Here is a 14566-nt window from a genome sequence, read left to right as displayed (position 1 = left end):
ATATCATGCCGACAGGAGCCTTTACCGAGCAGCTCGATTTGCCGCTGCTTCTCGTCATCGCCTTCTTCCTGTTCTTCCTTGCGCTCGTCTACTACTTGCGATCGGAAGACAAGCGCGAAGGCTATCCACTGGTTTCTGATCGCACGCGCGGCACTGCGAACCGCATGGAGGTCGTTGGTTTTCCGCCACTGCCGAAGAAGAAGGCATTCCTTCTGCAGGACGGGAACGTCCATTACGCGCCACATCCTGACAATGAGCGCGAACTCAACGTCCGGAATGCATACAGCATTCCTGGCTCGCCGATCATGCCACTTGGCGATCCACTGGCCGACGGGGTCGGTCCAGCTTCATACGCGCTGAAGCAGGACAAGCCGTTCCGAACTATGGACGGCCATCCGACGCTCTCGCCATTGCGCAACAACCCAGATTACCATCTGGAGGGATCCGGGCCGGAGCTTCTTGGCATGCCGGTTTATGCCGCCGATGGCGACCCTGTAGGCCGTGTTAAAGACCTGTGGGTGAATTCCATCGAGTACTTCGTCCGTTACGTCGAGCTCGAAATCGACGGCCGGCCCGGGACCATGCTGGCGCCCTTCGCCTTTGCCGACACGCGCAAACAAAGGATGACCTTCGGCACGCTGTCGCGCGAGCAGCTTCTGGCCGCTCCCGTGCTCGGCAATGACGAGTATATCACGGCCCGCGAGGAAGACCGGCTCAACGCGTATTTCGCGGGCGGCACACTTTACAACAAAACCGGCGCACAGGCACCCTTGCTATGAGACATGTCGAGCTAGACGAAACCGACGACCTTAAGACGCGAGTTGCGCAAAACGAACTGCCTGCCGGGGAGCGCATTCTTTGGCAGGGACGGCCCGACTGGTGGCGCCTTGCCGTCAAAGCCTTTCGCGTGAAATGGGTCGCGGCCTACTTTCTCGTGCTGATCGCTTGGCGCCTGGGCTCGGTTCACAACGATACCGCTTCATGGGCAATGGCATTTGCCAAGACGATGCCCCTTCTAGGGTCGTTCCTTGTCGTCGGCGCGATCCTGATGCTTCTTTCCCTTCTCTATTCGCGAAGCACCGGCTTTCTCGTCACCGACCGCCGTGTCGTCATGCGGTACGGAGTGGCGCTGCCTTCGCAGCTAAATATTCCGTTGAAGGAAATCGATGCAGCTGGCCTGCGCGTCTACAAAGACGGTACCGGCGACATTCCGCTCGTGCTGCCGAAGAAGGGCAGGCCTTTCTACTTCCAGATCTGGCCGTTTGCTCGTCCCTTCAAATATCGGGCGGCCGAGCCCATGCTGCGGGCGATTCCCGATGCCGAACGCGTCGCGCAGACCCTTTCCCGAGCTTTGGCAGCAACCGGCGGTACCGCATTGCAAGAGACGGTTCGTGACCGCCAAGCCGACGAGATAGGTCAGGGAGCTGCACTGGCATGACAAAGTCGTTTCAAAGTGCCGACGGCAAGCCGTTAAAGCTCTATCCGACACCGGAACGGCCAATTCCGCTCGCGATCCTTCTCGCTGCAGGGATTCTGGCTGTGACGGCAATCGGCTTAGGGCTCGCAAGCAACCGAACCGGCGTCGGTGCCTTCGGAACGCCGGACGTCCAGACGGTGGCGTCGCGCCCACTGGCGCTCGACGATACGCGGGCCGAGACAGCGGTGATCTCCGATGCGAAAACGGGGGAGACCTTGCTCAGCCTGCCCACCGAAAGCGGCGGGTTTGCTCTTGAGTCCTTGCGCAATCTGCAGCGTTACCGCACAATCCGAGGCGTGCCGGAGGAAGGTGCGTTTCTGCTCGCGCTGAAGGCCGACGGACGTCTTGTGGTTGAGGATCCGGAAACGAACCGGCAGGTGGAATTGAGGGCGTTCGGCAAGGTGAACACGGAGGTCTTTGCCGGACTGCTCGATTGGGAGGAAGTGATCAACTGATGCTGCGTTCCCTGCTTGGTGGAGCCGAAGAGACTGTGGACTGCACAGTCGAGATTTCGAACACGTTCGACAGCCTACACGCGCATGTGCGGTTTGACGGTGGCGTGACGGTCGAGCCAGGCGACGAGGTCATCGTTCACGGAAAACCGATCGCAGTTCCCTACGGCGACGAAGCTGAATTCAGGCGCACGGCTACAATCCGCCGGGCCGGCTGGCTCGAACGCCAGTGGACCAGGGCGACCGGCGACTTTGAATTCATGGAACTTTGCGAATTCTCATTTTCCGAAAAGGCAACGCTATGAACGCTCCGGCGAAGATCGACGGTGCCCGACCCATCAGAGGCGACGTCAACGAAACCACGAGAACGGCTCAGGAAGACACCCTCCTTAGCCCGCGTTTCTACACGACGGATTTTGACAAGCTGGATAAGGTCGACGTCTCCAGCGTGAGGCCGCAGTGGGATAAGCTGATCGCCGAGATGAAGTCCGACCCCAACAGGGGGCACTTCAAGAGAGACGAGAACTGGGACAAGATCGATCTCAACGATCTGCCCGAGGGCCTGCGCAAGGAGTTCGTCGATTTTCTCGTCTCTTCGCTGACCGCGGAATTTTCCGGATGCGTTCTTTACAAAGAGATGAAGCGGCGCGGGACGAACCCAGATATCTGCGAACTCTTCTCCTATATGAGTCGCGATGAGGCTCGCCACGCTGGTTTCATCAACGACGCGCTCAAGGAATTCGGGATCGGCGTCAATCTCGGCTTTCTGACCAAGGAAAAGAAGTACACCTTCTTCCAGCCGAAGTTCATCTTTTATGCGACCTATCTTTCCGAGAAGATCGGCTACGCCCGCTACATCACCATTTATCGGCATCTGGAACGCAATCCGGACAAGCGCTTCCACCCGATCTTCAAATGGTTCGAGAAGTGGTGCAATGACGAGTTCCGCCACGGCGAGGCCTTCGCGCTGCTGATGCGGGCCGACGACCGCGTGTTGAAGGGCCACAACAAGCTCTGGATCAAGTTCTTCCTGCTCGCAGTTTTCGCGACGATGTATGTCCGCGACCACGCAAGACCCGAATTCCATAAGGCGTTCGATATCGACCCTTCTGAATACGGGATGACGGTGTTTCGCATTACGAGCGAGATCTCGAAGCAGGTCTTCCCACTTTCCCTCGACATCGAGAATCCGAAGTTCAGGGCGAAGCTCGACCGCCTGCTCGTCGCGAGCCGCATCATCGACGATGGCCGCAGGGCTGGCGGAGTTGCCGGTAAGATGAAGATGCTGCGTGGCCGAGCGATTGCCGCCTCCACGTTTGTCGGCCTTTACGCGATGCGATCGGTCCCAAATGCCATTCCCGAAGACGGGACGCTGGTTCCGGCCTACTGACGTGCCTCCCAAGGAGCTCGGACGAGTCTTGCATATCGAGCGAAAGACCAATTCATGATCGAGTATGTCTTACCGGCGCTGTTTGCGCTTGTCGTATGGTGGGCCTCGACGGTCGCGATCATCTATCTCGACGGTCTGCCGCAGAAGACGTTTAAGTATTCGATGATTGCAGCGACCGCGGTCTTTGCGCTGTCGCTGTGGGGGCTCAGTTGGTCAGCAGATGATACGAGTGTATCCGGCGCCTACTTTGCCTTCACGTTCGGTCTTCTCGCCTGGGGCTGGCAGGAGATGAGCTTCTATATGGGCTATGTGACAGGCCCGCGGAAGCAGCCGTGTCCGGAGAGCTGCCGTGGTTGGCCGCATTTCGTCCATGCCGTGCAGACAAGCCTATGGCATGAACTCGCAATCATCGTCGCAGCGGTCGCTGTCGTTTCATTGACCCGGGGTGCGCCGAACCAAATCGGCATGTGGACCTTCATGGTGCTTTGGTGGATGCACCAGAGCGCGAAGCTGAACGTGTTCTTCGGCGTGCGGAACTTGAATGAAGAGTTCTTGCCGGAGCATCTGGAGTTCTTGAAGGGCTTCCTCAACAAGCGCTCGATGAATCTCCTCTTCCCGTTCTCGGTGACGATCTCGACCGTCATCACCGTGCTACTCTTCGCCTGGGCCTTCTCGGACAGCGCGAGCCAGTTCGAGATGGCGGGTTATACGTTCCTCGGCGTGCTTATGGCACTCGCAATCCTAGAGCATTGGATGCTGGTGCTACCGATCAATTGGACTGTCCTTTGGGATATGGGCCTAAAGTCGCGCGGTGAGCGCAAGCCATTCGTGGTCGACATCGTGGTCGGCTTCCTCGGGGCCGGCAAAACGACGACGCTGAGAAGAATGCTCGCCGAGGCAAATCCGGCGGAGAAGACGGTGGTACTCGTCAATGATTTCGGTGAACTCGGGATCGACGGTTCTCTTCTTTCGGGACAGGGAGCGGATGTCGTCGAATTGCCGAACGGATGCATCTGCTGCTCGCTTCGCAAGGATCTCTCGGCCCAGTTGCGGGAAGTTGTCGCCACCATGGCACCGGACCGTGTGCTGATTGAGCCATCCGGCGTCGCCGACGTTGCTTCGCTCCTGCAGGTGCTGGCCGCCCCAGAGATCGCGACAAATGTGAAAGCGACCAAGCTGTTCACGGTGATCGACGCTGGCGCATTCCTCGCCGATTATGCTCGTATGCCGGACTATTTCGATGTTCAGGCCCGAATTGCGCCCGTATTCATACTGAACAAGATCGATCTCGTCTCGGAAAGCGAGCTCTCCACCGTGCGAGAAACCTTGATCGCGCTCAATCCGAAGGCAAGGGTTTTGCCGGCGCGATATGGCGCGGTGGAGGAGGAACTGATCCCGAGCCAGGCGATCTATGTTCATTCGAACGCGACCGAAGCGATAGACGCTGGACGCGATCATGAGGCTGATGACCACTCACACCGCGAAAACGTGCATCGTGAACACGGGCACGAGCATAGCCATGGCCATAGCCATGCGCATCATCACGAGCACGGGCACCATCATCCGGAGCCCGGGCTCGGTCTCGCGTCCTGGAGCCGCTTGCTATCAGGTCGTATGGGGGCAGATGAGCTTTCGACGCGGCTTCACGCAGTGGCGCGGGGCGATGCTGGACGGGTCGAACGCATGAAGGGCATCGCAAAAACAGGCGATGGATGGATCAGGTTCGATATCGCAGGTGGCCGCGTATCAATGTCGGTTCATATCCCGCAGAAGAATGAGGCAGCGCGGGCGCTGGCGATCGGTAGAAATCTCGACGCTTCAACGCTCGACCGTCTGTTCGATGTCAGCTCCGCAGCGGTGAGAGACGAGACCCATACGAAGCCGAAGGGCAGCTTCGACGCGGAGGCGGCTCTTGCCGTTTAGGCTTCGCCTACGACGGAAACGGGTGCCGACCTATCCGCTATAGTTTCCATAGGAGCATAAAGAGCGGTCCACCTCGCGCCGCTCTAGCTTCGTGAGCTGTCAGCAAAAACTTTAAGCAAGCCCCTTTAATGGGCCAAGCGTATGCGTTGGAGCTTGCGACCAGCCGGAGGTGCCGGTCCTCTCTTCACCATCGAGCTGCGCCTACATCACGAGTTCATTGTCCCTTTCCTCTTCCAGCGTCTCATCCGGTACGGCGAGAGCAAGGCCGAACGTGAGGACGCCGAGGCGGCCTATGATCATGAGCGCGATGATCGTCAGTTTTCCGATTTCGCTGAGATCGCCGGTCGCGCCCATCGAAAGGCCGACCGTGCCGAGCGCCGAAATTGCCTCGAAGGCCATGACGTTGAAGGCGACACCGGTTTCTGTGAGGAACAGGACGAAGAGGGCGATCGACAGGCAGGCGAGATAGCAGAAGAGGGTCGTGGCAGCGAGGTTGAGTTGCGTCTCCGGCACGCGGCGCTTGAAGAAACGGACGCTGTCGCGGCCCTTGAGGGTTGAGCGAACGAGAGCGACGAGAGCGGCAAAGGACGTCGTCTTCATGCCCCCGCCCGTGCCCGAGGGCGAGGCGCCAATGACCATGAGGACAAGCAGAACCATTATGACGGCGTTCGACAAGCTACCGATCGGCAGGGTATTGAAACCCACCGTTGTCGATGCACTCATCGCCTGGAAAAAGGCCGCCAGCAAGCGATCGGCCGGCGGTAAGGCGCGGACGGTCGGTTCGGCCAAGAAGATCAGCAAGGTGCCGAACCCGATCAGGATCCCCGTCATGCGAAAGATGACTTTACTCGTGAAGCCGAAATGGCTGGCTCGACCGATAACTCGCCGCGCCGCGTCGGCGACGATGATGAAGCCCATCGCCCCTAAGATGCTTAAGGCAGAGATGACGACGTTGATCCCGACGTGGTCAGAGAAAGCCTCGAAACTGTTGACGTTGAGAGAAAAGCCGGCCGTGCAGAATGCCGAAATCGAGTGGAAGACGGCGCTCCAGAGCGGTTGGGCGACGTCTTCGGCGAGGAAGATGGGATAGAGGCAGACGGCGCCGACAAACTCGGTTGCGAAGGTGAAATAAACGACGGAGCGGATGAAGAAAGCCGGCGTCATGTTGGCGGGCAGGGCAAACGCGGTTCGCGCGGTCTCTTCCTGGGTGTTGCTTAGGCGTGCTTGTATCGCGAGGAACGCGAATGAACTCATCGTCATGTAGCCAAGGCCGCCGAACTGGATGAGAAGCAGGATGACGAGTTCGCCCAGAAAGGTGTAGCTCGTGCCAGGGTCGACGGTGATCAGCCCGGTCGTTGAAACGGCCGAGACGGCAATGAAGAGATTGTCGAGCACCGCGATCGGTTCGCCCTCCTGAGCCCAGGGCAGGCAAAGCAGGATCCAGCCGACCACAATGTAAGAGAGGTAGCCGAGCATCAGAAGTTTGGCTGGGCCAGCACGCTTGCGCGAGATCTCTGCTGTCGACTCCCGGCCTTCCTTGATCTGACGAAGCGACTCGATCGCCTGCTCGACATTCAGAGGAACACGCATAACACTTTTGGTCCCATCCCGGTAATTCACGGAGCTAAATGGAGCCGGCTTTCTGAAAAGTGAGCTGCCGGATCAACTTGACGCGGTTTGGAGTTAGGAGCGCGGGGAATGCGTCACAGAACGGCAAGAATTAATAGCGGGCGTTGAAAAACCCCCGAGCGTTTGGCTCGGGGGTTGATGTGCGCTAGCGAGATCGCTGGTCTGCTTCCGTTCAGTTGGGCGACCTTGGGACGATGACAATCGACGGACGCGAACTGTTGCTGCCCTCCGACTGTCTGTCTGACTCGGTTTCACCTTCGTTGTCGGACGAAGCCTGCCCTGAAGATGATGCACCAGCCTGCTCACCGCCGCTGGCTTCTTGCGAGCCGTCCGTCGAGGCGCCTGCCGCAGCGCCGGCTTCGACCGCCGTGCTACCTTCATTCTCGGGCGGCGTCGCGGAGCCTGCATCCGATCCAGACACCCCAGGTGTCGCATCACCGTCGCCTTCGCTCGGGGCCCCGGTCCCAGGATCGCCGGCGGAAGGGGCATCGTTCGTCGAGGTGCCCTCCTGCATAGACGTACCGGGGTTCAATTGCTGGGGATCCGCGCCCGACGGTGCGTCCGCTCCGGTCGGAACGTCGACCGGCGGTGCGGACTCGCTAGACGACTCCTCTGGCAATGGTTCGGTCGCTTCTTCGATTGCCGGAGCGTCGACCTCCTGGCCAGGTTCCTCCTGCGACTCGTATTGCACTCCGTCCCCAGACTGGTCTTCGGCAGCTTCGCCATCATCTTCGGGAGCGACCGACCGCTCGATCGCTGACTCGCTGACCGGAGCAGGTTCTGGCTCAGGCTGAGCATCGGTTTCCGGGCCGGTCTGAGCCACGGGGACCGCCTCGCCAAGGAGAATGGCTTCCTTTGGACCGGGATCCGGAACCTCGCCATTCTCGCTGAGGCCAGCTGTGAAGGAGTGCATCAGTTCGTAGCCTTGGAGCGGTTTCGTTTCGCCGCGGTGGCACGTGCCACAATGAACTTTGGCCGGATCGCCAAGCGGACCGAGCCGCTCGGGGGGAAACACGTCGGTCAACGGTTGGATGTAATTCACGTTGATTTCGCGCGCCATGCGAATGCCCCAGTAACCGATCCAGCGGAACGGGGTCGATTGGGACCAGTCATAGAAGGCGCGGGAATTGTGGCAGTAGGTGCAGTTCACGCCGAGTGCGTTCGATTGCTGCATCATGAAGAGGTAAAGGTTCTCCGCTGTCTGCTCGAGTGCGACCTCGGCCTCTCCGGTGTCGCTCACGAGCGGATCCTGCGATTGGATGTTTCCTGGCGCCGGATCTTCTTGCAGGTAGGCCGCATAGGGAACGGACGGGAAGAACTGGCGGATCGTCTTCGCCTCAAGATACCATGGCCGCGGTTTCCCAAGAAACTGACTTCCGTCCGGCTCCTCCTGATCGTACCAGCTCTGCGCAGGGACGTTCTGACCACGGTGGCAGGTGTAGCAGGTGACGCCAGCAGGAGCGACGTGCTCGGGCCAGTTCGTGTTGATGTTCCGGGTCATCTGCAGCATGTTTCGAGCGACGATCTTGGTGTAGACGCTGTCGGAGGCAAAACCCTCCTCGACGTTGTGGCAATATTCGCAACCCTGTTCTGGCGAGACCCATTCGGTGATGGCCAGCATCAAGCGGGTGAACTCGCCCTCGGTAAGATCGCCAAGCACTTCGACGTTCTCGTAGGCTTCACTGGCCTTCAACTCGCCTTCGTACGGCTCCGCGGGTGGCGGGGCTTCCGGAAGGAGATAGTCGGGCTGGCGATTGCCATCTTTGAACTGAACCATTTCGATAGCGGCAGGCCCTGTTTCGATCGCCTCGATCGGCGGGATGACCCACGGTGGAACAGTCAGAATTATGAGACCAAGGGCCAGAGCGAACACGCCCGTGATGATGGGAGCGACACGGTATCTCGGCGCGATCCGTTTCTTGCGTTCGTTGTTCATTGTCCTGCCCCCGGAGTTGCGCCGCTAGGTATCGGGAAATCGGGATAAACCGAGGGATAGCTCGGTGCGATGCCGTGCTTAACGCCCCACAGATACCAGTTGTCGACAACGGTGCCGGTCAGGAGGACGCCGATCGCACCGGTGAACGTGGTGAGGACTGCGAACCACCAAGCCCAACGGTGAATTGATTCGTAAGAGGCGTTGAAGCCCATCGTCCAGCGCCAGAAGAGACCCGCGCGTTCCGCTGCCGTACCGCGATCGACGATTTCCTCAGCCTCACGTTCGCCGCCGAAGCGGGCGACTGCCAGGATCGTTCCACCATGCATGGCGAACAGCAATGTAGAACCATAGAGGAAAACGATCGAGAGCATGTGGAATGGGTTGTAGTACCAGTTTCCGTAAAGCACCGAGACTGACGCGGTCCAGTTGAGATGGGTTATAATTCCAAACGGTACGGCTTCGGACCACGAGCCCATGAGGATCGGACGGAAAAGGCCGAGGGAGAGGTAAAGGAAGATTGCCGAGGCGAAGGCCCAAGACGTGTGGGTTCCAAGGCCAAGCGCTCGAGCTCGCGTATAGCTTCGAACCCACCACAAGAGAATGGAGATGGTGAGGAAGAAACCAGCAAGGATCCACCAGCCGCCGTCGCCAAGAGGAACAAGTGGGTTCAGTCCATATTTCGCCGGCGGCGGATCGAGGGAGAGAAACGCTATGTTGCGCACAAACGCATAAGGGTCCCAGTCAACTGAAGCCCACATGTTGAGGCCGATGATCTCGATCGCGATTATGCCGAAAGCGAGCGAAAGCGCGCCGGACCAGCCAAGGTAAATGGGTCCAAGTTGCGGGTCGCCGATCTTGCCGAGCCAGTAGCTGAATGCCTTGGCGCCCTGGTAGCGTGGAAGATTGCTCTTCGGAAGAGGAACGCCCGGGTCAAAAGGTCCGCGGACCTGGGAGCGAAAGTATATCGAAGAATAGTAGGCCATGTTTCACCCCTCAGTAGGAGATGTTGCCGATAGCGGCAGGAGTCTGGAGGAAGAAGTCGTAGAAATACGGCCAGCCCCGGTCCCAGAAGGGCCCTGAGATGATGATACAGACCGCACTCCAGAACCCCGCGTTGAGGGCGAAGAAGAGACCCAGTCGGTGAATGCCGTAAGGGCCGACGGAATAAGCGATGAAATCACGGAAGTAGGCGTTTTCCGTCTCACCGTATTTCACCGGTTCGCCCTTGGGCGGGTTGACGGCACCGAGGATGACACCGGCGTGGAGGCCGAGGAACATCGTTGTGGTGAAGAAGAACGTCACCGCAAGCATGTGGGCCGGATTGTAGTGGAAGTGCAGGAATTGGTAGCCGACGTTCGACACCCAGTCGAGATGGCTCATAATTCCGTAAGGAAAGCCGTGTCCCCATGCGCCAAGGAGGAGCGGACGAATGACGACGAGCGAAACATAAGCGAAGATCGCCACGGCGAAAGCGATAGGGACGTGCCAGCCGATCCCGAGCTTGCGGCAGATTTCCACTTCACGAAGTGCCCATGACGTGAATGCGCCTACGGCACAAATCGTCACGATCTGCCAAATTCCGCCCTCGTCCAGGGGAGCGAGACCAAGTCCATATTCTATCGACGGAGGGTTGACCGACATCGCGAAGATGTTCGTCTCGGTCCCTTGGCTGATGTCGTAGAATATCAGGAGGGACCCGAGCAGCGAGAAGAATAGCGTCGTGACCCCGAAGAAGCCGACATAGAAGGGGCCGACCCAGAAGTCGAACAAATCGCCGCCGACCAGCGTGCCGCCACGGACCCTGTATTTACGTTCAAACGACAGCATCGCCATGGCGTCTGCCTCCCTCAAGCGGTGACATTCTTCTTTGTTTGAAACCCGGGGCCGGCGGGTCGACGTCGCCCCCGGTGGACTCACAACTGCTCGTCAGACGATCCTGCGATCGATGACGAGCGAGCTTGCCTGCTCCCCACCGCCTTCAGCCGCAGGGTTGGCCAGCCAGTTGTAGCGAGCCGTCGACAGCAGGATGAAGTGAATGAGAAGCGCCAACACCAGAAGGAAGGTGAAGAGGCCAATCAGCGCACGGCGCGGATCGAAGAGTAACCAGATTTGACCCATTTGATGCGTCTCCTTCAGGTGAACATCGACGTCAGCGGCTGAGCCAGATCGAGGCTCGCCGAGACTTCAGGCGTCTGGAGCCACGGACGCCAGATCCAGACGAGGATGTGGGCGAGCACGGCGACTCCGGTGAAACCGGCGAAGGACTTCATGAAGAGCGAGTTGAACTCGTTCGCTTCCCTCTCGGTCAGGCCGGTAAGCGTGCCTGAGTCCGTCCCGGTGGTTGTTGTGTTTGACATTACCTTTCTCCGTTGTTTCGGATGCCTTCACGTCGCCACGTCCAACACGAAGACTCGGCGAGGGAAGCTGGTCACGAGCGTCAGCGCATGAATGCGAACGGCAGCACCGAATGCGCCGTCTGGCGCGCATCGGAGAGGACCGCAAAGAAACGGCCACGCTCGAAGGGTAGCGGCCTCAGCGAGGCCGGCAGGAGGCGCGATAGGAGCGCTACCGCGAAGAAGAGCGGAAAGCTAAGTGCGTAGATCAGCCGGTATTCGCGCCGCTCCAACGAAAAGAGCGAGGGCGCATGTCGGGTCATCAGGCTCATCGGATATCCTCCTAGGCTTTGGGACGGGCGAAACGGGAAGGGTAAGGCCGGATCATTCCGCGGCCTCATCTTCGCGGAGAAGGGTCGCATCGAGGTGCTTCACCTCGACGGCGATCGCTTCCTCATTAAGGGCGCGGCGCTCGGCATCGTCGCGCCAGCGCTTGGCGGCGGAGATGCGGGTAAGGATCGGCTCGCGCGCCATGGCACGTTCGAGGGCCGCGGATGCCGCGCGGGACCAGCCGACGCTGGACTTCTCGCGGGCGGGCGTTGCGGGAATCGCGTCCATTTCCGTGCCGAGCGGCAGAATGAAGAACAGCGCGTCGAAGAGCGAATTGCAGACTTCCTGGACGAGGTAGGTCGCTCCGGCATAGCCCATGAACGGCGTGCCGGTGGCGCGCCGAATCGCGGCGCCGGGGAAGGAGGCCGGGATGAAGGCGCTGCGCCCGCCGGACTCGGCGAGATACATGCGCTCGTTGTAGCTGCCGAAAATGATCAAGGGCTTGGTGTCCCTGATCTTGGCTCGCACCTCGTCGTTTAGGGTCTTCGCGCCGGCCTTGCGGGGCACTGCGAACTTGCAGGGGAGGCCCATCTCGTCTTCGAGGAAGAGGCGGATACCGCGGGCATGGGTCTCGTTCGCGACGATGCCGAAGCTCGCCGTGCCGAAGAAATCCTGGGTGACCGAGCGCCAGAGATCCCAGAGCGGCTTGATGGTCGTGTGCTTCTCGCGTTCGATGAAGGGTTCCGGGTCGAGCCCGGTCAGTTCGCCGAGCGCGCGCAGGAAAGCCGTCGTCGAATGGAGGCCGATCGGCGCCTGGAGATAGGGCTTTTCGAGCGTCTCGCAGAGTTGACGCCCGAACTCGCGATACATGCAGATGTTGACGTCCGCATCGTCGAGTCTGGCGGTGTCCTTCAGGTGGCTGCCGAGCGGGTAGACGAGGTTGATCTCGGCCCCGATGCCCTCGACGAGGCGGCGGATCTCGGCGAGATCGGAGGGCATGTTGAACATGCCGTAGGCCGCGCCAAGGATATTGACCTTCGGCTTAGCGTCCGCCGTCTTCTCCTTCGTCTTACGCTTCTTCGGCCCGTATTCGGTGTAGAGCCATTTCAGCGAACGGTCGGCGGCCTGCCACTGATCCTCGTCGATCGTGCGGGGCAGGAAGCGCTTGAGATTGGTGCCTTCCGGCGTCACGCCGCCGCCGATCATCTCGGCGATCGATCCAGTGACGACGACCGAAGGCTGCTTCGGATCGAGCTTGGAGTGGGCACGCTTCATCGCGCCCTCAGTGCCGGTCTGGCCGAGATTTTCCTCCGCAAGGCCGGTGACGACGATCGGCAGTTCGTGCGGCGGCAGCGCGTCGGTGTAGTGGAGCACCGAGGTGACGGGGAGGTTTTCGCAGCCGACCGGGCCGTCAATGACGACCTGCAGGCCCTTGATGGCGGTTAAGACGTAAACAGCACCCCAGTAGCCGCCCGCGCGATCGTGATCGAGGACGAGCATCAGATGCCTCCCTCGCTCGATGCGACGCTGTCCAGAACGGCGTCGGATTTCGATTTCGCGCGGATCGGCACGTCGTCGCGGTGCGAGACCGGCTTTTTCTTCTCCGGAGGCGTCGGCCAGACGCCGGTGTTGTGGCCGGAGCCGACGCCTTCGAAAAATGCCTTCATCGTATCAAAGCGCGCCTTCGAGCCGATAGCGGTGTTGATGACCTCGGCGAGTGAGCCCGCACCGGCCGGTCCCATCAACGGGCGGGCCGAGATGAGATTGGTGAAGTAGAGAGAGGGTGTGCCGCTCTCCTTAGCCTTCTGGACGACCGGCGTCGTGCCGATGGCGAGATCGGGCTTGAACTCTTCGAAGGCAGCTAGATCGTCTTCCAGCGAAGCGCGGAACTTGACGTGGATACCTTTCGCCTCGAGCCATTCGCGATCGTAATCGGACCATTTTGTCTTCGGGCAAGCGGTGCCGACATAGCGCAGATCCGCGCCGCTTTCGACGAGAAGGCGGGCCACCAAGAGTTCGGAGCCCTCGTAGCCGGACAGCGTGATGCGCCCATCGATACGAGACCCGGCGAGCGCACCCCGGATCGCTGGGAGGATTGCGTTCTGGGCAGCCGCGACCTTGCTCGCCGGGACGGCGGCGGCTTCGCCGATTCGAGAAAGCCATTCTGCCGTGCCCTCGGCACCGACCGGTGCAGATCCTACGACCGGCCGGCCGGCGGTCTCGAATTCCCGTATACTGGCAGTGTAGAAGGGATGAATGGCCGCGGTGGCCGCGCAGTCGAGCGCGCCGTAGAGCTCGCGCCATTCGCGGGTCGGAACGACCGGTCCGGCGGCAAGGCCCATGGGCTCCAAAAGCTGACCGATGATCATCGGATCGGCGGGGAACATCTCTCCGAGAAGGGCGATCTCGGGCTTGTCGGTCTCCCTACGATTGGGCCGCGAAACAGGCCCCGCTTCAGCCTCTTCCCGAGCGCGCTTCAGCATGGCCCCCGCAAGGATGTCTTTTGCTTCCGCATGGGTCGGCACGCCGAATCCCGGCACGTCGATGCCGATGACGCGCACGCCGTCTATAGTTTGCGGAAGGAGGCGCAATGGCACGCCGGAGGCGGTGGGAACGCAGAGATTGGTGACGACGATCGCGTCGTAGAGTTCCGGGTCGGCGAGATCGTGGACCGCGTCGCGTATATCCTCGAATAGTTTACCGGTGACGAGCGTCTCTGAGCTGAACGGTACGTATCCCACGGTACGGCGCGCGCCGTAGAAGTGAGAGGTGAATGTGAGGCCGTAGACACAGCAGGCCGAGCCGCAGAGCACAGTGGCAGTTCGGCGCATCCGCAGGCCGACGCGGAGCGAGCCGAAGGCTGGGCACATGGATTGGGGCTGGTCGTGGGGGCCCGTCGGATAGTCTTTCGCGTACTGGTCGAGCGCGTCGCTGGCACCAGCCTTCTTCGCCGCGGCGAGCATCTCGGCCTTACCGGCGTGGCAGCCGGCATCGCCGTCCTTCGCCTGAGTGACCGGCTCGGTGTCGCCGAAAGCCTCGGTCCGGCCTGGGCTTTCGTCTCTATCGATTGCGCGAGGTTCGAAATCCATGTCTACG

The 14566-nt window shown here is 60.4% G+C and carries 15 protein-coding genes; 6 read left to right on the top strand and 9 right to left on the bottom strand.

Features of this window, described 5'->3' with window-relative positions; translation table 11 throughout:
• The first annotated feature begins 5 nt into the window (after positions 1-5).
• The 6 genes from puhA to puhE are packed head-to-tail and all read left to right on the top strand — an operon-like array spanning position 6 to position 5242.
• Complete coding sequence (gene puhA, locus FP2506_RS10690; RefSeq protein WP_007067493.1) at positions 6-779, top strand: photosynthetic reaction center subunit H; 774 nt, start codon at positions 6-8, stop codon at positions 777-779.
• Complete coding sequence (gene puhB, locus FP2506_RS10685) at positions 776-1438, top strand: photosynthetic complex putative assembly protein PuhB (protein ID WP_007067492.1); 663 nt, start codon at positions 776-778, stop codon at positions 1436-1438. The genes puhA and puhB overlap by 4 nt, the downstream gene beginning before the upstream one ends.
• Positions 1435-1932 (top strand): photosynthetic complex assembly protein PuhC, encoded by a 498-nt coding sequence (gene puhC, locus FP2506_RS18015; protein WP_007067491.1) that lies wholly within the window; start codon positions 1435-1437, stop codon positions 1930-1932. The genes puhB and puhC overlap by 4 nt, the downstream gene beginning before the upstream one ends.
• Positions 1932-2234: a hypothetical protein gene (locus FP2506_RS10675; RefSeq protein ID WP_007067490.1), complete on the top strand. Its 303-nt coding sequence runs from the start codon at positions 1932-1934 to the stop codon at positions 2232-2234. The genes puhC and FP2506_RS10675 overlap by 1 nt, the downstream gene beginning before the upstream one ends.
• Entirely contained in the window at positions 2231-3319 is a 1089-nt protein-coding gene (gene acsF, locus FP2506_RS10670; protein WP_007067489.1) for a magnesium-protoporphyrin IX monomethyl ester (oxidative) cyclase, read from the top strand. The genes FP2506_RS10675 and acsF overlap by 4 nt, the downstream gene beginning before the upstream one ends.
• Positions 3320-3373: 54 nt before the next feature.
• Positions 3374-5242, top strand: a complete 1869-nt coding sequence (gene puhE / locus FP2506_RS18010; protein WP_007067488.1) for a putative photosynthetic complex assembly protein PuhE — start codon at positions 3374-3376, stop codon at positions 5240-5242.
• Between the two features lie 201 nt (positions 5243-5443).
• Here the strand turns inward: puhE and FP2506_RS10660 are convergent, their stop codons facing one another.
• The 9 genes from FP2506_RS10660 to bchY form a co-directional block, all read right to left on the bottom strand.
• Positions 5444-6832, bottom strand: coding sequence for a TrkH family potassium uptake protein (locus tag FP2506_RS10660; RefSeq protein WP_007067487.1), 1389 nt, complete (start codon positions 6830-6832; stop codon positions 5444-5446).
• A gap of 211 nt (positions 6833-7043) precedes the next feature.
• Positions 7044-8807, bottom strand: coding sequence for a photosynthetic reaction center cytochrome PufC (gene pufC / locus FP2506_RS18005; protein ID WP_007067486.1), 1764 nt, complete (start codon positions 8805-8807; stop codon positions 7044-7046).
• Positions 8804-9790 (bottom strand): photosynthetic reaction center subunit M, encoded by a 987-nt coding sequence (gene pufM / locus FP2506_RS10650; RefSeq protein WP_007067485.1) that lies wholly within the window; start codon positions 9788-9790, stop codon positions 8804-8806. Before pufM ends, pufC begins: the two co-directional genes overlap by 4 nt.
• Positions 9791-9800: 10 nt before the next feature.
• Positions 9801-10640 (bottom strand): photosynthetic reaction center subunit L, encoded by an 840-nt coding sequence (gene pufL / locus FP2506_RS10645; RefSeq protein WP_007067484.1) that lies wholly within the window; start codon positions 10638-10640, stop codon positions 9801-9803.
• A 93-nt stretch (positions 10641-10733) separates the two neighbouring features.
• A complete protein-coding gene (gene pufA, locus FP2506_RS10640) occupies positions 10734-10925 on the bottom strand; it encodes a light-harvesting antenna LH1, alpha subunit (protein WP_007067483.1) in 192 nt (63 codons plus the stop codon).
• Between the two features lie 14 nt (positions 10926-10939).
• The gene (pufB, locus tag FP2506_RS10635; protein WP_007067482.1) at positions 10940-11164 is read right to left on the bottom strand and encodes a light-harvesting antenna LH1, beta subunit; all 225 of its coding nucleotides are present in this window, start codon (positions 11162-11164) and stop codon (positions 10940-10942) included.
• Positions 11165-11244: 80 nt separating this feature from the next.
• Positions 11245-11472 carry a hypothetical protein gene (locus FP2506_RS10630; protein ID WP_007067481.1) on the bottom strand — a complete coding sequence of 76 codons (228 nt, stop codon included), beginning with the start codon at positions 11470-11472 and terminating at the stop codon, positions 11245-11247.
• A 52-nt stretch (positions 11473-11524) separates the two neighbouring features.
• Positions 11525-12970 carry a chlorophyllide a reductase subunit Z gene (bchZ, locus tag FP2506_RS10625; protein WP_007067480.1) on the bottom strand — a complete coding sequence of 482 codons (1446 nt, stop codon included), beginning with the start codon at positions 12968-12970 and terminating at the stop codon, positions 11525-11527.
• Positions 12970-14559 carry a chlorophyllide a reductase subunit Y gene (bchY, locus tag FP2506_RS10620; RefSeq protein ID WP_007067479.1) on the bottom strand — a complete coding sequence of 530 codons (1590 nt, stop codon included), beginning with the start codon at positions 14557-14559 and terminating at the stop codon, positions 12970-12972. Before bchY ends, bchZ begins: the two co-directional genes overlap by 1 nt.
• Positions 14560-14566: the final 7 nt, after the last annotated feature.

The organism is Fulvimarina pelagi HTCC2506 (genome assembly GCF_000153705.1).
GTDB lineage: Bacteria > Pseudomonadota > Alphaproteobacteria > Rhizobiales > Rhizobiaceae > Fulvimarina > Fulvimarina pelagi.
Note: the sequence above shows the minus strand (reverse complement) of the source record. Positions and strands in the feature narration are given on the sequence as shown.